Origin of the sequence: Novosphingobium sp. B-7 (assembly GCF_000410615.1) — a bacterium.
GTDB classification, from domain to species: domain Bacteria; phylum Pseudomonadota; class Alphaproteobacteria; order Sphingomonadales; family Sphingomonadaceae; genus Novosphingobium; species Novosphingobium capsulatum.
This window is the reverse complement of record NZ_KE148345.1, coordinates 11,434-31,289: the sequence shown is the minus strand read 5'-3', so window position 1 is coordinate 31,289 and position 19,856 is coordinate 11,434. Positions and strand designations below refer to the sequence as shown.

Annotated in this window: 19 protein-coding genes and 1 tRNA gene; 9 read left to right on the top strand and 11 right to left on the bottom strand. The window is 65.3% G+C overall.

Translation table 11 applies throughout. The features are described 5' to 3' along the window. Positions 1–5 precede the first annotated feature (5 nt). Entirely contained in the window at positions 6–563 is a 558-nt protein-coding gene (msrA, locus tag H926_RS0112685) for a peptide-methionine (S)-S-oxide reductase MsrA (protein WP_022676637.1), read from the bottom strand. Positions 564–702: 139 nt separating this feature from the next. On the opposite strand from msrA, the gene aguB reads away from it, so the two are divergent. The 3 genes from aguB to H926_RS0112670 all read left to right on the top strand — a co-directional run bounded on the left by aguB (position 703) and on the right by H926_RS0112670 (position 2,184). Further along, on the top strand, positions 703–1,557 hold the full coding sequence (gene aguB, locus H926_RS0112680; RefSeq protein WP_022676636.1) for an N-carbamoylputrescine amidase: 855 nt from the start codon (positions 703–705) through the stop codon (positions 1,555–1,557). 6 nt (positions 1,558–1,563) lie between these two features. After that, the gene (gene folK / locus H926_RS0112675; RefSeq protein WP_022676635.1) at positions 1,564–2,076 is read left to right on the top strand and encodes a 2-amino-4-hydroxy-6-hydroxymethyldihydropteridine diphosphokinase; all 513 of its coding nucleotides are present in this window, start codon (positions 1,564–1,566) and stop codon (positions 2,074–2,076) included. A 32-nt stretch (positions 2,077–2,108) separates the two neighbouring features. Further along, positions 2,109–2,184: transfer RNA gene (locus H926_RS0112670), tRNA-Lys, on the top strand. Between the two features lie 87 nt (positions 2,185–2,271). On the opposite strand, the gene H926_RS27350 is transcribed toward H926_RS0112670, so the two are convergent. The 4 genes from H926_RS27350 to H926_RS0112650 all read right to left on the bottom strand — a co-directional run bounded on the left by H926_RS27350 (position 2,272) and on the right by H926_RS0112650 (position 4,484). Continuing rightward, positions 2,272–2,502, bottom strand: a complete 231-nt coding sequence (locus H926_RS27350) for a hypothetical protein (RefSeq protein ID WP_022676634.1) — start codon at positions 2,500–2,502, stop codon at positions 2,272–2,274. A gap of 229 nt (positions 2,503–2,731) precedes the next feature. After that, positions 2,732–2,986: a translation initiation factor IF-1 gene (gene infA / locus H926_RS0112660; protein ID WP_022676633.1), complete on the bottom strand. Its 255-nt coding sequence runs from the start codon at positions 2,984–2,986 to the stop codon at positions 2,732–2,734. Between the two features lie 4 nt (positions 2,987–2,990). Continuing rightward, positions 2,991–3,197, bottom strand: a complete 207-nt coding sequence (locus H926_RS0112655) for a cold-shock protein (RefSeq protein WP_028657943.1) — start codon at positions 3,195–3,197, stop codon at positions 2,991–2,993. Between the two features lie 312 nt (positions 3,198–3,509). Next, the gene (locus H926_RS0112650; RefSeq protein ID WP_022676631.1) at positions 3,510–4,484 is read right to left on the bottom strand and encodes a nitronate monooxygenase family protein; all 975 of its coding nucleotides are present in this window, start codon (positions 4,482–4,484) and stop codon (positions 3,510–3,512) included. A 184-nt stretch (positions 4,485–4,668) separates the two neighbouring features. Here H926_RS0112650 and H926_RS0112645 point away from each other — a divergent pair, with 184 nt between their 5' ends. After that, the gene (locus H926_RS0112645; protein ID WP_028657942.1) at positions 4,669–5,040 is read left to right on the top strand and encodes a cytochrome c family protein; all 372 of its coding nucleotides are present in this window, start codon (positions 4,669–4,671) and stop codon (positions 5,038–5,040) included. Between the two features lie 201 nt (positions 5,041–5,241). On the opposite strand, the gene H926_RS0112640 is transcribed toward H926_RS0112645, so the two are convergent. Both H926_RS0112640 and H926_RS0112635 read right to left on the bottom strand, forming a co-directional pair. Next, positions 5,242–6,663: a hypothetical protein gene (locus H926_RS0112640; protein WP_022676629.1), complete on the bottom strand. Its 1,422-nt coding sequence runs from the start codon at positions 6,661–6,663 to the stop codon at positions 5,242–5,244. Positions 6,664–6,927: 264 nt separating this feature from the next. Then, positions 6,928–7,899, bottom strand: coding sequence for a PQQ-dependent catabolism-associated beta-propeller protein (locus H926_RS0112635; RefSeq protein ID WP_022676628.1), 972 nt, complete (start codon positions 7,897–7,899; stop codon positions 6,928–6,930). A gap of 175 nt (positions 7,900–8,074) precedes the next feature. Here H926_RS0112635 and pedF point away from each other — a divergent pair, with 175 nt between their 5' ends. The 4 genes from pedF to H926_RS27345 all read left to right on the top strand — a co-directional run bounded on the left by pedF (position 8,075) and on the right by H926_RS27345 (position 12,269). Beyond that, on the top strand, positions 8,075–8,512 hold the full coding sequence (gene pedF, locus H926_RS0112630) for a cytochrome c-550 PedF (RefSeq protein WP_022676627.1): 438 nt from the start codon (positions 8,075–8,077) through the stop codon (positions 8,510–8,512). A 4-nt stretch (positions 8,513–8,516) separates the two neighbouring features. Beyond that, positions 8,517–9,368 carry an ABC transporter substrate-binding protein gene (locus H926_RS0112625; protein WP_028657939.1) on the top strand — a complete coding sequence of 284 codons (852 nt, stop codon included), beginning with the start codon at positions 8,517–8,519 and terminating at the stop codon, positions 9,366–9,368. 304 nt (positions 9,369–9,672) lie between these two features. Then, positions 9,673–11,442, top strand: coding sequence for a PQQ-dependent dehydrogenase, methanol/ethanol family (locus H926_RS0112620; RefSeq protein WP_022676626.1), 1,770 nt, complete (start codon positions 9,673–9,675; stop codon positions 11,440–11,442). Between the two features lie 179 nt (positions 11,443–11,621). Beyond that, a complete protein-coding gene (locus tag H926_RS27345) occupies positions 11,622–12,269 on the top strand; it encodes a response regulator transcription factor (RefSeq protein WP_022676625.1) in 648 nt (215 codons plus the stop codon). A 250-nt stretch (positions 12,270–12,519) separates the two neighbouring features. On the opposite strand, the gene H926_RS0112610 is transcribed toward H926_RS27345, so the two are convergent. From H926_RS0112610 to adh, 4 genes are all read right to left on the bottom strand, one after another. Continuing rightward, positions 12,520–14,787, bottom strand: coding sequence for a NahK/ErcS family hybrid sensor histidine kinase/response regulator (locus H926_RS0112610; protein ID WP_022676624.1), 2,268 nt, complete (start codon positions 14,785–14,787; stop codon positions 12,520–12,522). Then, positions 14,784–15,959 carry an FIST N-terminal domain-containing protein gene (locus tag H926_RS0112605; RefSeq protein ID WP_022676623.1) on the bottom strand — a complete coding sequence of 392 codons (1,176 nt, stop codon included), beginning with the start codon at positions 15,957–15,959 and terminating at the stop codon, positions 14,784–14,786. The genes H926_RS0112610 and H926_RS0112605 overlap by 4 nt, the downstream gene beginning before the upstream one ends. Before the next feature lie 134 nt (positions 15,960–16,093). Continuing rightward, the gene (locus tag H926_RS0112600) at positions 16,094–16,489 is read right to left on the bottom strand and encodes a DUF779 domain-containing protein (protein WP_028657937.1); all 396 of its coding nucleotides are present in this window, start codon (positions 16,487–16,489) and stop codon (positions 16,094–16,096) included. Positions 16,490–16,588: 99 nt separating this feature from the next. Further along, positions 16,589–18,109, bottom strand: coding sequence for an aldehyde dehydrogenase (adh, locus tag H926_RS0112595; RefSeq protein WP_022676621.1), 1,521 nt, complete (start codon positions 18,107–18,109; stop codon positions 16,589–16,591). 254 nt (positions 18,110–18,363) lie between these two features. Here adh and H926_RS27340 point away from each other — a divergent pair. Next, positions 18,364–19,856, top strand: a 1,493-nt coding sequence (locus tag H926_RS27340; RefSeq protein ID WP_148291738.1) for an amino acid adenylation domain-containing protein, incomplete at its 3' end; no start/stop codon positions are given.

Genomic DNA, 19,856 nt, shown 5'->3' with positions numbered 1-19,856 from the left:
CGCGATTACCCTTTCACCTTCGCAGCAAAGCTCTTGCGCAGTTTCATCAGCTTGGGCGGGATCACCGCCAGGCAATAGGGATTGCGCTGGCCTTCGCCTTCCCAATACTCCTGATGGTAATCCTCGGCCGGATACCACGGGGCGACCGGCTCGATGCTGGTGACGATCGGCGCATCGCGCTCGGCCTGCGCGCGGGCGATCCCGGCCTTGGCTTCCTCTTCCTGCGCGGCATCAAGCGGAAACAACGCCGAGCGGTACTGCGTGCCCACGTCGTTGCCCTGGCGGTTGAGCTGCGTCGGATCGTGGGTGGCAAAGAAGATGTCGAGCAGCTGGCTGTAGTCGATCACGGCGGGATCGAACGTCACGCGAATCGCTTCGGCATGGCCGGTCGTGCCGCTGCACACCTGCTTGTAGGTGGGATTTTCGGTTACGCCGCCGATATAGCCGCTTTCCACGTTGGAAACGCCGATAACATCGCGGAACACCGCTTCGGTGCACCAGAAGCAGCCACCGGCCAGAATGGCCTGGTTGGCGGCGGAGGGGGTGGCGGAGGACGTCGCCATTGCGGGGGAACCCTTTCTGCAAGATTTGCCGCCCAGATAGGAACGGGCAGGGCGCCTGTCATCCTCTGGCGCGCGAATTGCCCGCTGGGGTACCCCGCTGTCGTTGAATTGACACGCCCGAGGGCATAGATGCACGGCCATGACCCAGCTTTCCGTGGCCGCGCTCCAGCTTGCGCTCAACTCGCCCGACGCGGCAGACAATATCGCCGCCGTTTCCGCCCTGGTGGAACAGGCTGCCGCGCAAGGCGCGCAGGTGGTGCTGCCGCCCGAGCTGTTTGCCGGCCCCTATTTCTGCGTGACCGAGGACGAGGCGCGCTTTGCCCTGGCCCATCCGCTCGACCAGGACCCGTCGGTCAAGGCGATGCAGAAGCTGGCCAAGGGCCTGGGCATTGCCATCCCCACCAGCTTTTTCGAGCGGGAAGGGCCACACTACTACAATACCCTGGCGATGATCGGCGCCGATGGCGAAATCATGGGCACCTATCGCAAGAGCCACATTCCCGATGGCCCGGGTTATGAGGAAAAGTACTATTTCCGCCCCGGCAACACCGGGTTCAAGGTGTGGGACGTGTTCGGCACGCGCATCGGCGTGGGTGTGTGCTGGGACCAATGGTATCCCGAATGCGCGCGCGCCATGGCGCTGATGGGCGCGCAGGTGCTGTTCTATCCCACCGCGATCGGTAGCGAGCCCTATGACGCCGAGCTCGACACCAGCCGCGTGTGGCGCCGCGCCATGCTCGGCCATGCCGCATCCAACTGCATGCCGGTGGTCGCTGCAAACCGCATCGGCGTGGAGGAAAACGACCAGGCGTTCTACGGGCACAGCTTCATCGCCAACGAATGGGGCGATTTCCTGGCGGAATATGGTGCGGCGGAAACCGGCGTGCTGGCCGCTACGCTCGATCTTGATGCCGCCGCGCGGCACCGCGCCGGCATGGGCTTCTTCCGCGATCGCCGCCCGCAGCTTTATACCCGCCTGTCGCAGGATATCTGATCGGGCATGCCCGCCACCGCGCCGCACCGCTATCTGATCGCCCTGGGCTCCAACGTGCGCCACCCGCGCCACGGTGCCCCGGCGCAGGTGCTGCGCGCGGCGGCGCGCGCGCTCGATGATGCGGGGTTGGCGCTGCAGGCTTTCTCGCCGATCATCGCCAGCGCACCGCTCGGCCCGTCGCGACGGCGCTATGCCAATGCCTGCGCGGTGATCGCCACCCGGCTCGATCCGGCGCAGCTACTGGCCCGGTTGCAAAGCCTCGAACACCGCTTCGGCCGCGTGCGGCGTGGCGCTCCCTGGCGGGCGCGCACGCTTGATCTCGATATCGTGCTGTGGTCGGGCGGCGCCCTGGCCGATATTCACGCCAACCTGGTCATTCCCCACCCCGCATTCCGCCAGCGCCCGTTCGTGATCGGCCCGGCGCTGCACGTCGCCCGCGATTGGCGCGACCCACTCACAGGTTTGGCGACAAAACACCTGGCTTCCCGCTTGACCCGCCGCCGCCCCGCCCCTAGGTGAGCGCACCAACCAAGCGCCAAGCCGCGCCTCGGGGGCCCTTAGCTCAGTCGGTAGAGCAACTGACTTTTAATCAGTAGGTCGCTGGTTCGAACCCAGCAGGGCTCACCATTTCGGTTGCGTCGGAAAATGTGGAGATGCGGGCGAGGATCGCTCGGAGGATGATCGGCCTTTGTCGCAGGCCGACCGGCGCACAGTTCAGATCGGGAAATCCGTAGGCGCCTGCTCAAGGTCGAGCGGGGCATCAGCCAGCTTTTGGGCGTCATTGGCGGCCTTGGCCGCGGCGGTCTTGCCAGCGCGGTCGGCCAGGGCTTGCCAGGCGGCCTGGGAGCGCAGGTATTTGTCGCGCTGGTTGGCCAGGCCGCTGTCGCTGGCAGCCTTGGCGCTGAGGGCAACCTGCCTGAGGTAGAAGTCCTGTACTTCGGACATGGTCTTTTCCTTCGGGCGAGGTTGCCGGTTTGGCGTTCAGCCTACCATCTGGGCGACGATGTCGCGCAGTTGCTGCCGGCTCAACCCACAAGGGGCAGGTTGCGGGCGCTGGGCGCCGCGCGGAGAGGGCAGGGGGTAGGTGGTATGCAGATTGGAAGTAGAGAACGTATATTGCGTATTCATGATAGTCCCGGGCGCCTGTTTGGCGCCTTTTATAATTGTTGGGCGTCTACCGCCGTTTGCGCATGGCGGCCGGGCCGCCTGCAATCTTTTCACGATAGACGATACGACCCTTGGTAAGGTCGTAGGGGGTCATCTCGACCCGGACCCGGTCGCCGACGATCGAGCGGATGCGGAATTTGCGCATCTTGCCCGCGGTGTAGGCGATGATCCGGTGATCGTTTTCCAGAAGGACGCCGAAGCGTCCATCTGGAAGGATCTCGTCGATTTGGCCTTCAAGGGTCAGGAGATCCTCTTTGGCCATGGGCTTAAACCGACTGAAGGTTGACCGCTGCTTCCTTGCCGCGGCGATCGGTTTCCAGTTCGAAGCGGACGCGCTGGTCCTTGGACAGCGTGGCCATGCCCGAGCGCTCAACGGCGCTGATGTGGACGAAGCTGTCTGCGCCGCCGCCATCGGGGGCGATGAAGCCATAGCCCTTGTCGGTATTGAAGAACTTTACGGTGCCGGTCAGCATGGGTGTTTCCTTTTCACGAAACAGGGGATCCCGCCAGCAACAGCGCTGGCGGAGCTTGTAGCGAGAGAAAGGAAGGATCGGCTTGCCCGTATGAATGACGCGCTTGGCGCCAGGCGTGAGCTTCAAAATCCGTCGCAGGCGACGTTAGCAAAGCAGCATATGGCAAAGGAACAGCGATTTGTCAATGTCGGTGCCACGCCTGGCAAACTACTTGGCGCCTGCCAAGTAATACCGGCGGTTTTGTAGCGGTGCCGGGCTGCATTTCATCGCGAACAGCCCGGCCCACGCCGCTCAGACGATTCGCCTGCCGGTTCAATCGGCCAGCATGCCGGCCAGGCGCGCGGTGATGATCGCCTTGGCGTCACTCATGATGCGGTCCACCAGTTCTGCCACGGTCGGCACATCGTGGATCAGGCCCTGGACCATGCCGGCGGTCCAGATGCCGTGTTCGGGATCGCCCGAGATCAGCCCCTCGCGCCCGCGCGCGCCCTTTACCAGATGCGCGATTGCCTCGAACGGCTTGCCCTCGCGCTCGATCCGCACGGCTTCTTCGGCCACGCTGTTGCGTGCCACGCGTGCGGTGTTGCGATAGCTGCGGAACAGAAGGGCAGTGGCGCGTTCGTCGTTGGCCACGATCGCCTGCTTGATGCCGTCATGGATCGGCGCTTCCTGCGTGGCGCAGAACCGCGTGCCCATGTTGATGCCTTCGGCGCCCAGGGCCAGCGCAGCGGCGAGGCCGCGCCCATCGCCAAACCCGCCCGAGGCAATGATCGGAATCTTCACCTTGTCGGCCGTGGCGGGAATCAGGATCAGGCCGGGCACGTCGTCCTCGCCGGGGTGGCCGGCGCATTCGAAGCCGTCGATCGAAATGGCGTCCACGCCCATGCGCTCGGCCGAAAGCGCGTGGCGCACTGCCGTGCACTTGTGGATCACCTTGACCCCGGCCGCCTTGAATGCGGCGACGTGTTCATCGGGGCGATAGCCGGCGGTTTCCACCGCAGTGATCCCGCTTTCGATGATTGCCTGGCGATATTCGGCATAGGGCGGCGGGGTGATCGCCGGCAGGATCGTCAGGTTCACGCCAAAGGGTTTGTCGGTCATCGTGCGGCAGCGCGCGATTTCTTTGGCCAGCGCTTCGGGCGTGGGTTGGGTCAACGCGGTGAGAAAGCCCAGCGCGCCGGCATTGGCCACCGCAGCTACCAGTTCGGCCGTGCCCACCCATTGCATGCCGCCCTGGGCGATCGGGTGTTCCACGCCGAACAGTTCGGTAAAGCGGGTCTTGATCATGGCGGCAGGCAATCCTCTTGGCATGTTTGCCGGGCAATCTGCCAGCCTTGCGGCACCCTTGTCAATTAACCAACCAACTAAAGGGGACTTGTGGAAACGGCGGCGCGCTCGGCCAATAGTCCAATATCGGCATGGCCGGCATCATGGCAGGGCTGGTGCAAACAGACTGTGGAGTGGAGGAGTTATGTCGAAACGCCTGATTGCCCCGGCACTTGCTGCCGCGTTCCTGATCGCTGGCAGCGCCCATGCTGCCCCGCCGCCGGCCCCGGCCAGTTGGGCCCGCTGCGCAATATGCCATGACAACACCAAGGGCGGCCCCAACAAGATCGGGCCCAACCTCTATGGCGTAGTGAGCAAGAAAGCCGGCACGCACGCGGCCAACTTCCGCTATTCCGATGGCCTCAAGAAATCGGGCCTGACGTGGAATGCTGCCACGCTCGACAAGTGGATCGAAAACCCCCGCGCGCTGGTGCCGGGCACGATGATGTCGTTCCCCGGCCTGAAGGACCCGGCCAAGCGGGCCGAACTGGTCGGCTATCTCACCAGCCTCAAGTAAACGTCGCCTTTCCGGGTCGCAACCGGACCGGGCCGGGTAGCAAGCCGCTACCCGGCCTTTTTCGTGCGCATCAGTTCAGCGGAAAAGGGATCGGCACAAAAAAGGCCGGACAGGCCCGGGGAACTGGGCTGTCCGGCCAATGTCCCGGCGCCTGGAGAGCAAGCGCCGGGGCGGTGATGATCGGTACCGGGTAAAGGCCGATCAGAAGAAGAGGATGCCGCCCAGGGCTACGGTGTCGGACTTGGCGCTGTTGCCATTGTGGGCCTGGGCCTTGGCCGAGACATATTCGCCGATCAGGGTGACCCAGCTGGTCAGGCCATAGCGGACCTGGCCGACATAGCTGCTGTTCTTCTTGACCAGCGTGGGCGTGGTGGCAGCGTCGACCGCGTTGGCAAAGTCGAGCCGGCTTTCGCCATAGCTGCCGCCGACCGAGACTTTGCCGAACGTGGCCAGGGCCTGCGCATAGAAGCCGTGGCTGTCGCGGGCATGGCCCAGACCATCGCTGTCGAGCAGGTTGAGCACCGTGGTGCCCAGGCCCTGCGCGGTGTAGTAATAGCCCACCGCCGTAACCGGGCCGACCGTCAGCTTGGCGCCCACGTCGAGTCCCTTGCCGGTGTAGCTATAGGCGCTGGCCACGGTATCGTGCTTTTGCGTAACGCCCGATAGCCACAGGTGCGCGCCCACGGGGCCCAGCTTGCCATCATAGGTCAGCTTGGCCTGGAAGCCGGGGCTGCCGTTCTGTTCAGCCGGTCCGGTAAGCGAGCTCAACGGCTGGAACACGCCGAATGCCGCCTTGAAGCCCGAGAAGGCGGGCGTGGTATAGGTGATCTGCGGCTGGAAATCGGTGTAGATATAGCCCGATCCGATACGGCCCAGCGTGGTGTTGGCGGGCGCCACGTTGCCACCCGGCGCGCCGGACGAGAGCAGCGTGATATCGTTGAGAATGGCGTCAGAGCCGAACAGGCCGATATCGCGGCCGATCTTGATCTCGCCAAAGCCGGCGCGGCCAAACGTGAGATAGGTCTGGCGGAAATCGATGCCCGAGGTGGCGAGCGCGGTGGGCTGGCCGCCGTTGTTGGCGCCCAGCGTGCCCCATGCAGCGCTGTTGATGCCAGGATACATGCCAAAGTGCGCGCCCACATCCCAGCCGCCCTGGTGCGTGGTGGCTTCCACCTTGAGGAAGCCCGGCAGCAGGCCGTTGCGCACCGAAGAGGTGCTGTTTCCGCCGACATTGGCGATGCCACCGGCCACTGCCGTGCGGGCCGAGGGCGACTGTGGATTGTCGTGCACGTAAAAGCCGTTGACCGAGCCCGAGAAGCTGAGCGTTACATCGCCCACCTCCAGGCCTACGCCGCTGGCGGTGCGGCGCACGAAGCGGTCGCTGTCAGGTGCGGCTGCGGCGGCTACCGGTGCCGGTGCCGCAGAAGGTGCGGGCGCGGCATTTTCGGCTTCATCTTCGCGCAGCAGCTGCTGGTATTCCTCGTCAGAGAGGATGCCTTTCTCATGCAGTCGCTTGAGCAGCGCGGCCGATGTGCCGGCCATGGCGGGCGCGGCGCCCAACGTCATCCCAAGCGCGGTCGTCGCGGCGAGCAAAACGCGCGCCAGCCCCTTTTTTCCCTTCATTGGTCCATCCCCTGCCATCGTTTTCTTGCCCCAAAGGGCAGGCGGAACGATGCGCCGGGGCGGCCCGCAGCGAAATTGGACTATGGTTCTCGTTCCAAGGAACTACGCAAGTTTGCGGTATTTGCGGTACAAGATCCTCCCCCACGCCGGTGGGGGAGGTGCCAGCCCGCAGGGCTGGCGGAGGGGGTGCTTGTAGAACCTCTGCGCTTCAGCGCCTTTGCGCGAACCCCATCCCCGTGTCAGTTGACGGGAAAGGCAGGGCCTTCAATCCCCCACCACGGCCCCCCAGGGCGCCACGCCTGCCGGCACCGTAGCAATGGTCTGCCCCGCCACCAGGTCCACCACCGAAACATCGTTCGACAGGCCGTTGGCCGTATAGGCCCGCGTGCCATCGGCATTGAGCGCGAGATGCCACACGCGCTTGCCCACCGGAATCGTGGTCTTGACCGTGTGGCTCGCCACATCGACCAAGGCGATGCGATCGGCCCGGCCGAGCGCGACCACGGCCGTCTTGCCATCGGGGGTGAAGCGGATGCCGCAGGGCATGATCTTGTAATCGGCTACGCCGGGGATCGCGAAGTGGATCGTTGCCGTGATCGCGCGCGTCTGCGGATCGGCGATCTGCACCACGCCGCCCACTTCGGCCGCGATCCACAGCTGCTTGCCATCGGCGGTAAATTCCACGTGGCGCGGGCGCTTTTCGGTTTCCATGGTGGAAACCACCGCATGGCTGGCCAGGTCGATCCAGCTCACCGCGTTGTCTTCTTCCGAGGTCACGACCAGCCATTTGCCGTCCGGGCTTTGCGCAATGCCTTCCGGCTCCTTGCCCACCGAAACCTGGAACGCCACGCGGCCGCTGGCGAGATCGATCGCGCTGACGGCGGCATCGTTTTCGTTGGCCGCGAACACGGTCTTGCCATCCTGGCTCAAGAAGAACTGTTCCGGGTCTTGCCCCGCGCCGATTTCGCGCAGGATCTTGCCGGTCTGGCGGTCGATCACCTTGACCGCGTTGTCGTTGCTCACGCAGACCAGCACGAAGCGCCCATCCTTTGACAGGGTGATGCCGCGCGGGCGTTCGCCCACTGGCCAGGTGGCAAGGGACTTGCCACTCGCGCCGTCGATCACGCTGATCGAATTGCCGCGTTCGTTGCTGACATAGACGGTCTGCGCCTGCGCGGTGGCGAGCGGCAGCAGGGCGGCGATAGCGGCGAGCGCCGCGCGAGCAGTCAAACGCATGGGGCAGGATCCTCTTCCGTCATATCCACCTTAGGCGGTGCCTGCCCGCCTGGGCATTCGACCAAAGGTCAATTTCTCCCATGGCTTGCATGGTTCATCACCATCCGCAGTGTCACGGAGCTTGCCAAGGCCAAGATTCGTGCCAGACCATAAAACTGGGAAAGGGAATGACGCGATGAAGTTCACCGGACGACTGGCGCTCTGCGCGGCAGCCGGGGTTTTTACCCTTGCCGGCGCCACGCATCTCCTGGCCCATGGCGATGTGACGCCGCAGCCCGTCGATACCACGGCGCTGCCCGATATCCAGCCCAACAACGACACCTGGTTGCAGCACAATCCCTATCGCGGCAATGCCAAGGCGATCGAGATCGGCCATCACGCCTATGCCCAGAATTGCGCGCGTTGCCACGGCATCGATGCCATTTCCGGCGGCATCGCGCCCGATCTGCGCTATCTGGAACTGGGCGATTCCGGCGATGAATGGTTTGTTCAGCGCTATCACCATGGCTCGGTGCGCGACGGCAAGGTCTATATGCCGCCAATGGGCGAGATCCTGGGCCAGAAGGCCGGCTGGGCCATCCGCGCCTGGCTTGAAACCGTGCACGAGGAATAAGCCGGTGGCTGTCACGCGCCGCACCCTGCTGGCTGGCCTTGCCGCTGCTGCCGTCCTGCCCCGCGCGGTGGAGGCAGCCCCTCTGGCCAAGGTCAAGGCCAACGGCATGCTGCGCGTGGCGATCTACCAGGACAATGCGCCATGGTCGTGGGACGAGGGCGGCCAGATCAAGGGCATCGATGCCGATCTCGGTCGCGCCCTGGCCGTAGCACTCGGCGTGAAAGCCGATCTGGCGATCTTCCCGGCCGGCGAAAGCGTCGAAGACGATCTGCGCAATGCGGTGTGGCGTGGCGGGCTGCTGGGGTTCCAGGCAGCCGATGTCATGCTGCATGTGCCGTTTGATCCCGCCTTTGCCGCCGCGCAAGACCAGGTGGCGATCGTCGCGCCCTATGCGCGGGAACGCTTCGGCCTAGCCTGCGCCACCGGCAAGGGCCTGGAATGCGAAGGCATTCCCGTCTCGTTCAAGGGGCACAAGCTGGCCGTCGAAGTGGCCACGATCCCCGATTACTATCTGATGGGCCAATTCGGCGGCGCGCTCGCCAAGGATGTGGCCCACTATCCCAATGGCGTGTCGGCGGTTTCGGCCCTGGTCAAGGGCGATGCCGATGCCGCCATGGCGACCACGGCCCAGCTCGAATACGGCCTCAAAGGCCAGGCCAGCGGCTTTGCCCGGCGCAAGGGGCCCTTGCCGATGATGACCAGCCCCGGCTGGGACGTCGGCATGGCGGTCAAGGAATCCAGCCGCACGCTGGGTGATGCCTTGGAAGAGATCGTGGGCCAGATGCAGAAAGACGGCCGCCTGGCCGCGCTGTGCCAGCCCTATGGCGTGAACTGGCAGGCGCCGCTGGCGGGTTGAGGCCCACCCCTCCGTCAGGCCTACGGCCTGCCACCTCCCCACCATGTGGGGAGGATACGAGATCCTCCCTGGCGCGCAGCGGCGGGGAGGGGGACCGCGCGCGCAGCGCGTGGTGGAGGGGCAATTGTTGCGCAGCAAACCTAGTGCCAAGGTCCAATTGTGGCCTACGCACGATGGAATAGGTTCCCAGATGTCAGGTGGGCGGGGCAGGGGGCACCGGCCGCAGCAAACCACCATCCGCCCCCCATAATCAGCGCAACGTGATCAGCCCGCACGAGAGGCTGCACGATCAATCGGAGGTGTGATGATGAAGGGATTTTTCAAGGCGACCGCAGCCTGTGTGCTGGCCATCGCCATGGCCGCTCCTGCGCTGGCCGATGGCGCGCCCGCTGCGGGCCCGGGCGATGCCGACCTGATGGCCGATGCCACCACCACAGGCGACGTGTTGACCTATGGCATGGGGCCGCAGGCGCACCGCTTCAGCCCGCTCACGCAGATCAACACCGCCAATGTCGCCAAGATGGTGCCGGCCTTTGCCGCTTCGCTCGGCGGGGAAAAGCAGCGCGGCCAGGAATCGCAGCCGATCGTCTATGACGGCATGATCTATGTCACCGGCTCCTATTCCCGCGTCTTTGCGTTCGATGCGCGCACCGGTGAAAAGCAGTGGGAATACGATGCCCGCCTGCCCGATGGCATCATGCCCTGCTGCGACGTGGTCAACCGCGGCGCGGCAATCTATGGCGACAAGATCATCTTCGGCACGCTTGATGCGCACGTCGTGGCGCTCAACCGCAAGACCGGCAAGGTCATCTGGAACAAGACCGTGGCCGATTACCAGGCCGGCTACAGCCAGACCGCTGCGCCGCTGATCGTCAAGGGCCTGGTCATCACCGGGGTATCGGGCGGTGAATTCGGCGCGGTTGGCGTGGTCGAGGCGCGCGACGTGAACACCGGTGAACTGGTGTGGAGCCGCCCGGTGATCGAAGGCCACATGGGCACTCTGCGTGGCCAGCCCAACGGCATGACCGGCAAGCTCAATGCCACCTGGCCGGGTGACTTGTGGAAGACCGGCGGCGGCGCCACCTGGCTTGGCGGCACCTATGACCCGGAAACCAACCTGATCTTCTTCGGCACCGGCAACCCGGCGCCGTGGAACAGCCACCTGCGCCAGGGCGACAATCTCTATACCGCCTCGACGCTGGCGATTAACCCCGACAACGGCCAGATCGTCTGGCATTACCAGACCACGCCGCACGATGGCTGGGACTTTGACGGGGTGAACGAATTCATTCCGTTCGACGCCACGGTCAACGGCAAGGCGATGAAGCTGGGCGCCAAGGCCGATCGCAACGGCTATTTCTTCGTGCTCGACCGCACCAACGGCAAGTTCATCAGCGCCAGCAAGTTCGTCATGCAGACGACCTGGGCCAACGGCTTCAACGCCAAGACCGGCCGCCCCAACTATATCGACGACAACCGCCCCGGCGCGCCTGACATGGCCGGCGGCAGCGAGGCCAAGGGCAAGACCGTGTTCGCCAGCCCTTCGTTCCTGGGCGGCAAGAACTGGATGCCGATGGCCTATTCCGACCAGACCGGCCTGTTCTACATCCCGTCGAACGACTGGGGCATGGACATCTGGAACACGCCGATCGCCTACAAGAAGGGCGCGGCCTATCTCGGCGCCAGCTTCACGATCAAGCCGATCGCCGAAGATCACATCGGCGCCCTGCGCGCGATGGATCCCAAGACCGGCAAGATCGTGTGGGAATACAAGAACAAGGCCCCGCTGTGGGGTGGGGTGATGAGCACCGCTGGCGGCCTGGTCTTCACGGGCACGCCCGAAGGCTATCTCAAGGCCTTTGACGCCAAGACCGGGCAGGAGCTGTGGAAGTTCAACACCGGCTCGGGCGTGGTCGGCTCGCCGATCACCTGGGAACAGGATGGCGAACAGTATGTCGCCGTGATGTCGGGCTGGGGCGGCGCCGTGCCGCTGTGGGGTGGCGAGGTCGCCAAGACCTTCAAGGAAATCAGCCAGGGCGGCGCGCTCTGGGTGTTCAAGCTGCCCAAGTCATGATGGGTCGGGGCGGAAGCTGGGGGGCTTCCCGCCCCCTGCCCTTCACCGGGGTGCTGGCAACAGCGCCCCGGGCCATCGTGGGGCCCGTTGTGGAAGGCGGCGGGTCCCGCACACCCTTGCGGGTGCGGAGCGCACCTTCCCCCTCTTGCTTTTCCCCGCGGCCGGCCGATAGTGCCGCTATGGCCAACGCCACACCCGAACGCATCCTGGTTGTCGATGATCACCCGCTGGTGCGGGACGGGCTGCGCAGCCTGCTTGCCGTTACGTTCGAGCATTGCGACATCCTCGAAGCGGCCGGCGTCGAAGAAGCCTGCACGGTGCTCGCCAGTCATGGCGATTGCGATCTGGTCCTGCTCGATCTCAACATGCCCGATGCCACGCGCCTGTCGGGCCTGGTGCAACTGCGCGAAGCATTTCCGATGGTGCCGGTGCTGATGGTCTCGGGCAGCTTTGACCGCGCCCTGGTGCAAGAAGCGCTCTCTGCCGGCGCGGCCGGTTTCCTGCCCAAGTCGATGAAGCGCGATGGCATCGTCAATGCGCTGCACATGGTCATGGCTGGCGAAATCTACATTCCCGATACCGGCCTCGAAGAAACGCCCGCCAGCGCCGAGGAAGCGCAGATTCGCACGCGGATCGACAGCCTGACCCCGCAGCAAAAGGTGGTGCTGCACCATCTCGTGCATGGCCGCCTCAACAAGCAGATCGCGCACGATCTCGATGTCTCGCTCACCACGGTCAAGGCCCACGTCTCGGCCATCCTGCAAAAGCTGGGCGTGTTCAGCCGCACCCAGGCCGTGATCCTGGCCAACCGCGTCCATTTCGATTGACGGTATGCTGTGGCTTCCACCACCCCCCGACCCCCTCCTCTGAAGAGGAGGGGGGTTAAGGTATTGATCTTAAAGCCCCATCCTCTTTAGAGGAGGGGGTTGGGGGTGGTGCGAAGCCTGAAACTACGGTCCCGCGCAGGGGCTTCGACAAGCTCAGCCCGAACGGGCTTTAATGAAAAACCTCCGTTCGCCCTGAGCTTGTCGAAGGGCCTGTCCTGAGCCTGTCGAAGGGCGCCAAACTCCGCCCGTTTCAATGCATCATCGTCTGCAACAGCGCGCGCAACTGCGCCGGCTTTACCGGCTTGCCCAGCAGGGGCAGCTTCTGCCCGGCTAGGCGTTCCTTCAGTTCCTCGCTGCGATCGGCCGAAATGATGATCGCGGGCACGCTGCGGCCCAGGCTGGCGCGCACATCGTGCACGGCCTGGTCGCCGGTTTCGGCATGGTCGAGGTGAAAATCGGCGATGATCACATCGGGCGTTTCTGCGCCCAGCCGGTCGATCGCTGCCGGCCCGCTGCCGGCAACCAAGACCTGGCAACCCCAACCGGTCAACAGCGTTTCCATGCCCAGCTGGATCTGCGTTTCGTTGTCGATCACCAGAATGCGTCGGCCCTGGATGGCGCGATCCCGCACCGGCTTGGCCGTGGTGGGAGCAGTATCGGCCTGGCTTTCGCCCAAGGGCACGGTGATGGCAAAGCACGCGCCAGCGCCTGCGTCTGATGTCAATTCCAGCGGATGCTGCAGCATGGCCGTGGCGCGGCGCACGATCGCCAGGCCCAGGCCCTTGCCAGGAATGCGGTGGCTGTTGTCGAGCCGGCGGAACTCTTCGAAAATGCGTTCCTGCTGGTCCTTGGGGATGCCCGGGCCGGTATCGGCCACGCTGATCCGCACTTGGCCCGGGGTGGGGCTGTCGGTCGTAACGCGCACGTGCCCGCTGCCGGTATAGCGGATGGCGTTGGACACCAGGTTCTGCAGGATGCGGCGCAGCAGGCGCGCGTCGCTGCGCACCCATACCGGCGCGGCTTCCACGGCAAACGTCAGGCCCGCCGCATGCGCGGTCGGGGCAAATTCGGTCTGCAACGTGCCGAGCAGGCCGGCCAGGTTCACGTCGGTGAGGTTGGGGGTGATGGCACCGGCATCCAGGCGCGAGATTTCGAACAGGGTTTCCAGCAGGTCTTCCACCGAATTGAGCGAGGTGGAGGCCTGGTTGACCAGCGCGCGGGTGGGCAGGGCGAGCCGCCGTTCGGTCAGCGCGGCGATGAACAGCCGCGCGGCATTGAGCGGCTGGAGCAGATCGTGGCTGGCGGCGGCAAGAAAGCTGGTCTTTGACCGGTTGGCCATTTCGGCTGCGGTCTTGGCCTCCAGCAGCTGCGCCTCGATCGCGCGGCGTTCGGCCACTTCGGATGCCAGGCGGCGGTTAAGCGCGGTCAACTCGGTGGTGCGCTCGGCCACGCGGCGTTCCAGCGTTTCGGCGGTATTCTGCAGGATCTGCCGGGCGGTGGTCGGCTCTGTCACATCCAGGAAGCCCACCACCATGCCGCCCAGCGCCGTAGCGGTGGTGCGCACTTCCCAGATGCGATCGCCCACAGTGGCCAGGCGGTTGCGCACCGTGCCCTCGGCCTCGGTGCGCCAAGCCAGTGCGTCGGCCCCGTCCATCGCCAGGGTCTGGGCGCAGAAGCGCACCAGGTCTTCGTGGTTGCCGATCGCCGCGCTCGCGTCGCCGGCCAGGCCCAGCAGGCGTTGCAGGGCGCCGTTCCACGCCGTCAGGCGGCGGCCGGCATCGAACATGCACACGCCTTCCACCAGGTTGTCGAGCAGGGCCTGCAACGCCAGGTTCTGTTCGGCCAGATCGCGGGCGCGGGCGCGGGCATCCTCGGCCTTGGCCTCGGTAATGTCGGTATAGATGCCAACGATGCCGCCCTCGCTGGTGCGCAGCTCGTTGATCTGGATCCAGCGCCCGTCCGACAGGGCCTGGACATGGCCGCCCGATGCCACGGCATGGCGCGCCAGCCGGTCTGACACCCAGCGATCGGGCGCCGACAGCGCGCCGGCCGGACGGCGCTGCTGCGCCAGCAGGCTGATAATCTCGTGGAACGTGGGATTTTCCGGCAGCAGCTCGGCCACTTCGGGCCAGAAGCCCATATAGGCCTCGTTGAACAGCACCAGGCGATCCTCGGCATCGAACAGGGCAAAGCCCTCGTTGATCGACTCAATCGCATCGCGCAGCCGCGTCTCGGCCGCTTCGGCATTGGCATGGGCCTGGGCCAGCTTGGCATTGACCGTGGCGAGTTCGCCCATGGCCTGTTCGAGCGCGCGGGTGCGATCGCGCACCAGTTGCTCCAGCGTGATCGCCCGCTCGAACATCGAAAAGGCCGAATGCGACAGGTCGGTCGATCGCTCCACCCGGTCGATCAGCGTGGCGTTGATCTTGCGCAGCTTGCGCAACTCGCCTTCCAGCCGCGCGATATGCTGCGCGGCATCCTCTGGCGCAGCCGTGGTAAAAGGCGCGCTATCCGTCATCGCCCGATCGCCAGCCCGCTGAACGTCTGGTTGACATGCAGCGCATGGAACTGCTCGCCATAAGTGTTGAAGCCCACCACGCCGTTGCGGCGATAGATTTCTGAAATCGGCCGGCCCAGCTGGCGCCGCTCGGCATTGATGCGGTTGAGCACGCAGTCGAAGGCGATGATGTGGTCGATTTCGCCCACCGCCTCGCGAATTTCCGCCATCGTCGCATTCAGGCTTTCCAGCTGGTCGACCGGCTCGCCCAAGGTCAGCACGATGCCTTCGTCGATCGCGCAATAGAACGTGAGGCTGCCGTCGGCATGCGCGGTCTGCACCGCCCGCACGTGATAATCGCCCCCGGCGCGCACCATCGGCGGGCAGGCGGCAAACAGCGCCATGTCGGGCTTGCGCATGTCGATCCCGCCATAGACCGTGCTGGCCAGGCGCAGGTATTCCTCGGCCGCCGGCTCGGCATTGATCTCGGTTACGCGGCGGGCGCCGGCATCGGCTCCGGTCACCACCATCTTGACCGCGCCGGGCTTATAGTGCTGGCGGCGGAACACGTGCAGCGGCCGCGTGGTCGACACGATCGCCACCACCGCGCCAGCCGCATGAAACATGCCATCGGAATAGATGCCGGTTTCCTTGAACATCAGCCCATCGCCCGATGATCCCCCCACCAGCGGGATTTCGCCCAGCGCATCCTGCACGGTCATCGCCAGCAATTCCTCGCTGTGCGACAGGCCATCGACCAGGAACAGCGCGGCATGGTTCACCTTGCGGCCCAGGGACTGGATCGAGAGACGCTCGCTGCCCACTTCCGCGCGCGCCACCAGGTCGCGCACTGCCGCCCGCGCCGCGCCGGCATCGAAGTGCGCCAGATCGTCAAACCGGTGGCTGACCATGTGGAAACTGTCGGCCGGAAACGCGATCAGGCTGATCGAATCCTCGTCATAGCCGGCCTCGGTCAACTCGCCCGAACTGGTGCAACCGATCATCGGAAACCGTTCCATCGACCAGCCGCGCGCCGCCCGTGCCAGCATTTCCCGGTCATAGCGGTGGGAACAGAACATCACGGCCCCCGCCAGATGTTCTGGCGCGATCGACCGGCTGATCTGGGCAAAGGCCTCGAAAGGATCGGATGCATGGGATGAAGCCACGCCAACCTCGCAGGTGCGAATATCCAAGACCCTCTCCAATCGCCGCTATTGTCTTGTTATCGTTGCCTTCGCGCGCGCAGGGCGGCGATCAATGCAGGGTCACAATACAATGGTTCGGCCGCTATCGGAAAGGGCGGCGATACAAAAATATGATGGCTTGCTCAGGATTCTCCGCGCGGCGGTGGCCCACCTTCTTCCAGGGCCAGTGCCTCGGCATCGGTGAACAGCCGCGCATGGCCGAGAAAGCGAATACCTTCGGGCGTTTCCAACGACATGCCGGCGCCGCGCCCCGGCGCGACATCGATGGTCAGCTGGGTGTTCCGCGCATATTCGAACTGCGCCGCGCCGATCCACACCGGCACATCGCCGGCAATATGGCCCAGCAATACGTCCTGCCCGCCCACCTTGAACTCGCCGCGGGGATAGCACATCGGCACCGATCCATCGCAGCAGCCGCCCGACTGGTGGAACATCAGCGGTCCGTGCATGGCCGTCAGCCGGGCAATCCATTCATCGGCTGCCGGCGTTGACATCACGCGGGCGGGAATATCTGCCATGGCATCATTGCTCCAAGCCAAGCGGGGCGGGCGCTTGTCGCACCCGCCCCGGAAAATGCGCCCCTGTTGTCCGCCGGGGGCGCCTTTCATCGCGGCGCCTCAGAAGAAGCCGAGCGCCTTGGTGCTGTAGCTGACCAGCAGGTTCTTGGTCTGCTGATAGTGATCGAGCATCATCTTGTGGGTTTCACGCCCGATACCCGACTGCTTGTAGCCACCGAAGGCAGCGTGGGCAGGATAGAGGTGGTAGCAGTTGGTCCACACGCGCCCGGCCTGGATTTCGCGGCCGAAGCGATAGGCGCGGTTGCCGTTGCGGGTCCACACCCCCGCGCCCAGGCCGAACTGCGTGTCGTTGGCGATGGCCAGCGCCTCGGCTTCGTCCTTGAACGTGGTCACGGCCAGCACCGGGCCAAAGATTTCTTCCTGGAACACGCGCATCTTGTTGTGACCTTCCAGGATGGTGGGGGTCACGTAATAGCCATCGGCAAGGTCGCCCGAAAGCGTGGCGCGGCTGCCGCCGGTCAGCACCTTGGCGCCTTCGCCACGGCCGATGTCGATGTACGAGAGGATCTTTTCCATCTGCTCTTGCGAGGCCTGCGCGCCGATCATCGTGGCGGGATCAAGCGGGCTGCCCTGGCGGATCTTCTGCACGCGGGCCACGGCGCGTTCCATGAACTTTTCATAGATCGATTCCTGCACCAGCGCGCGCGACGGGCAGGTGCACACTTCGCCCTGGTTCAGGCCGAACATGGCAAAGCCTTCGAGCACCTTGTCGAAATAGTCGTCGTCGGCGTCCATCACGTCGGCAAAGAAGATGTTCGGGCTCTTGCCGCCCAGTTCCAGCGTCACCGGGATCAGGTTTTCGCTGGCATACTGCATGATCAGCCGGCCGGTGGAGGTTTCCCCGGTAAACGCGATCTTGGCGATGCGCTTGCTGGTGGCCAGCGGCTTGCCCGCTTCGATGCCAAAGCCGTTGACGATGTTGAGCGTGCCTTCGGGCAGGATGTCGGCGATCAGTTCAGCAAACACCAGGATCGACATCGGGGTCTGCTCGGCGGGCTTGAGCACCACGCAGTTGCCGGCGGCCAGCGCGGGCGCCAGCTTCCATGCGGCCATCAGCAGCGGGAAGTTCCACGGAATGATCTGGCCGACCACGCCCAGCGGTTCGTGATAGTGATAGGCCACGGTGTCGTGGTCGATCTCGCCCAGGGTGCCTTCCTGGCTGCGCACGCAGGCGGCGAAATAGCGGAAGTGGTCGATCGCCAGCGGCACGTCGGCGGCGGTGGTTTCGCGGATCGGCTTGCCGTTGTCGATGGTTTCGACCATCGCCAGCAGGTCGAGGTTGTCCTCCATCCGCTGCGCCACCTTGAGCAGGATATTGGCGCGATCGGCGGGCGAGGTGCGGCCCCAGGCTTCGCGTGCCTTGTGCGCGGCATCAAGCGCCAGTTCGATATCTTCGGCCGTGCCGCGCGCCACCTGGCACACCGGCTTGCCGGTTACGGGCGAGACGTTGTCGAAGTACTGGCCGCGAACCGGCGCGACCCACTTGCCTCCGATGAAGTTGTCGAACTTGGCCTTGATCGGGCTTTGGGCCGAAAACTTGGTCATGGCTTCCTGCAACATGGGGCCTCTCCTTGCATATGCTTTAAGGCGAATGACGTGTGAAACGGTGGCATGCTATGCGACCTGCCACGAAGCCCTGCGGCCCGTTCCGTGTTCTGGCCGAGAATGCGCAAAGGGGCCCCGTTCGGGCAATTGTACCTTGGGTCGAACGGGCGGATGCTGCCGCGGATTCCGCACGGTTGGCCTGTCCGAATTCGGCGTTTTTGTGCGGGGTTCCCGATTGACCGGCGCAACATCGGCGCTAGGGGGCGGATATGGGCGGACACCAACTGCAAAACGACATGACGCTGCACGGTTTTCTGGCGGCCGCGGCGGCGCGCCATCCACAGGCCTGCGCCATCTTCGTGCCGGCCGGCAAGGGCCGCGATATCGACCAGGCGATCAGCTATGCCGATCTCGCCGCGCAAAGCGACATTCTGGCCCACGCGATCCTGGCGCGCCTGCCTGCCGCTGCGCCCGGCGGCGAACCGGTCGTGGCGCTGCACCTGCCGCGCACGTCGCCACTGCTCTATCTGGCGCAATTGGCCGTGCTCAAGGCCGGATGCGCGTTCACCTGCCTCGATCCCTCGTTCCCCGATGGCCGCGTCGTCGATATCCTGGAAGACGCGCAGCCCGCGCTGATCCTGGCCGAACCGGCCGCGCTGGAGCGGCTGGCGGGCCTGGCCCATGGCGCCTGCGCGGTGCATGATCCGGCGCAATTGCTGGCCCAAGCGCCTGCTGGCGGCGCGGCTCTGCCCCAGGTCGGCCCGACGCAGCTGGCCTATCTGATCTATACCTCGGGCACCACGGGCAAACCCAAGGGGGTGATGATCGAGCATCGCCAGATCGCCAATCTGGTCGCGTCCGATCTGGCCGAATTTGCGCTGGGGCCGGGAGACCGCGTGGTCCAGGGCTCGTCGGTCGCCTATGACAGTTCGATCGAGGAAATCTGGCTGGCACTGGCCAGTGGCGCCACGCTGCTGGTGATGGATGATGCGGCCGCGCGGCTGGGGCCAGACATTGTCGCCTGGCTGGCCGATCACCGCGCCAGCGTGTTCTGCCCGCCGCCCACCCTGCTGCGCAGCAGTGGCTGCAGCAATCCTCAGGCGGCGCTGCCTGATCTCAAGCTGCTCTATGTCGGTGGGGAAGCCTTGCCGGCCGATATCGCCGCGCTGTGGGCGCAGGGGCGGCGGCTGGTCAATGGCTATGGCCCGACCGAATGCGCGGTCACCTGTCTGCGCGGCGATATCGTGCCGGGTGGGCCGATCACCATCGGCCGCCCCGTGCCGGGCATGCACGCCTATGTGCTCGACGATGCGCTGGACGATGTGGCTGAGGGCGCGCAGGGCGAGTTGTGCATCGGCGGCGCCGGGGTGGCGCGCGGCTATCGCCATCGCCCCGATCTCACGGCCGAGAAGTTCATCGATCATCCGCGCCACGGGCGGCTCTATCGCACCGGCGACCTGGTGCACCGCGACGAGACCGGCAACCTGTTCTATCACGGGCGGATCGATGCCCAGGTCAAGATCCGCGGCTATCGCGTGGAACTGGGCGAGATCGAGGCGCAGCTTGCCGCGCTGCCCGGCGTGCGCGCGGCCGGGTCCACGGTGCAGGATCGCGGCGGCGTGCCCGAACTCGTCGCCTATGTGGTGCCGGTCGATCCCGCCGCGCCGCCCCTGGGGGATACGCTGCGCCAGGCGCTGAGTGCCAGCCTGCCGCCCTACATGGTCCCGCGCCAGATCGGCCTGATCGCGGCGCTGCCCACAAC

What these genes read in the sequence shown, in the direction of transcription:
- msrA (WP_022676637.1), bottom strand. Translation starts at nt 563, where the DNA reads ATGGCGACGTCCTCCGCCACCCCCTCCGCCGCCAACCAGGCCATTCTG.
- aguB (WP_022676636.1), top strand. Translation starts at nt 703, where the DNA reads ATGACCCAGCTTTCCGTGGCCGCGCTCCAGCTTGCGCTCAACTCGCCC.
- folK (WP_022676635.1), top strand. Translation starts at nt 1,564, where the DNA reads ATGCCCGCCACCGCGCCGCACCGCTATCTGATCGCCCTGGGCTCCAAC.
- H926_RS27350 (WP_022676634.1), bottom strand. Translation starts at nt 2,502, where the DNA reads ATGTCCGAAGTACAGGACTTCTACCTCAGGCAGGTTGCCCTCAGCGCC.
- infA (WP_022676633.1), bottom strand. Translation starts at nt 2,986, where the DNA reads ATGGCCAAAGAGGATCTCCTGACCCTTGAAGGCCAAATCGACGAGATC.
- H926_RS0112655 (WP_028657943.1), bottom strand. Translation starts at nt 3,197, where the DNA reads ATGCTGACCGGCACCGTAAAGTTCTTCAATACCGACAAGGGCTATGGC.
- H926_RS0112650 (WP_022676631.1), bottom strand. Translation starts at nt 4,484, where the DNA reads ATGATCAAGACCCGCTTTACCGAACTGTTCGGCGTGGAACACCCGATC.
- H926_RS0112645 (WP_028657942.1), top strand. Translation starts at nt 4,669, where the DNA reads ATGTCGAAACGCCTGATTGCCCCGGCACTTGCTGCCGCGTTCCTGATC.
- H926_RS0112640 (WP_022676629.1), bottom strand. Translation starts at nt 6,663, where the DNA reads ATGAAGGGAAAAAAGGGGCTGGCGCGCGTTTTGCTCGCCGCGACGACC.
- H926_RS0112635 (WP_022676628.1), bottom strand. Translation starts at nt 7,899, where the DNA reads ATGCGTTTGACTGCTCGCGCGGCGCTCGCCGCTATCGCCGCCCTGCTG.
- pedF (WP_022676627.1), top strand. Translation starts at nt 8,075, where the DNA reads ATGAAGTTCACCGGACGACTGGCGCTCTGCGCGGCAGCCGGGGTTTTT.
- H926_RS0112620 (WP_022676626.1), top strand. Translation starts at nt 9,673, where the DNA reads ATGATGAAGGGATTTTTCAAGGCGACCGCAGCCTGTGTGCTGGCCATC.
- H926_RS27345 (WP_022676625.1), top strand. Translation starts at nt 11,622, where the DNA reads ATGGCCAACGCCACACCCGAACGCATCCTGGTTGTCGATGATCACCCG.
- H926_RS0112610 (WP_022676624.1), bottom strand. Translation starts at nt 14,787, where the DNA reads ATGACGGATAGCGCGCCTTTTACCACGGCTGCGCCAGAGGATGCCGCG.
- H926_RS0112600 (WP_028657937.1), bottom strand. Translation starts at nt 16,489, where the DNA reads ATGGCAGATATTCCCGCCCGCGTGATGTCAACGCCGGCAGCCGATGAA.
- adh (WP_022676621.1), bottom strand. Translation starts at nt 18,109, where the DNA reads ATGTTGCAGGAAGCCATGACCAAGTTTTCGGCCCAAAGCCCGATCAAG.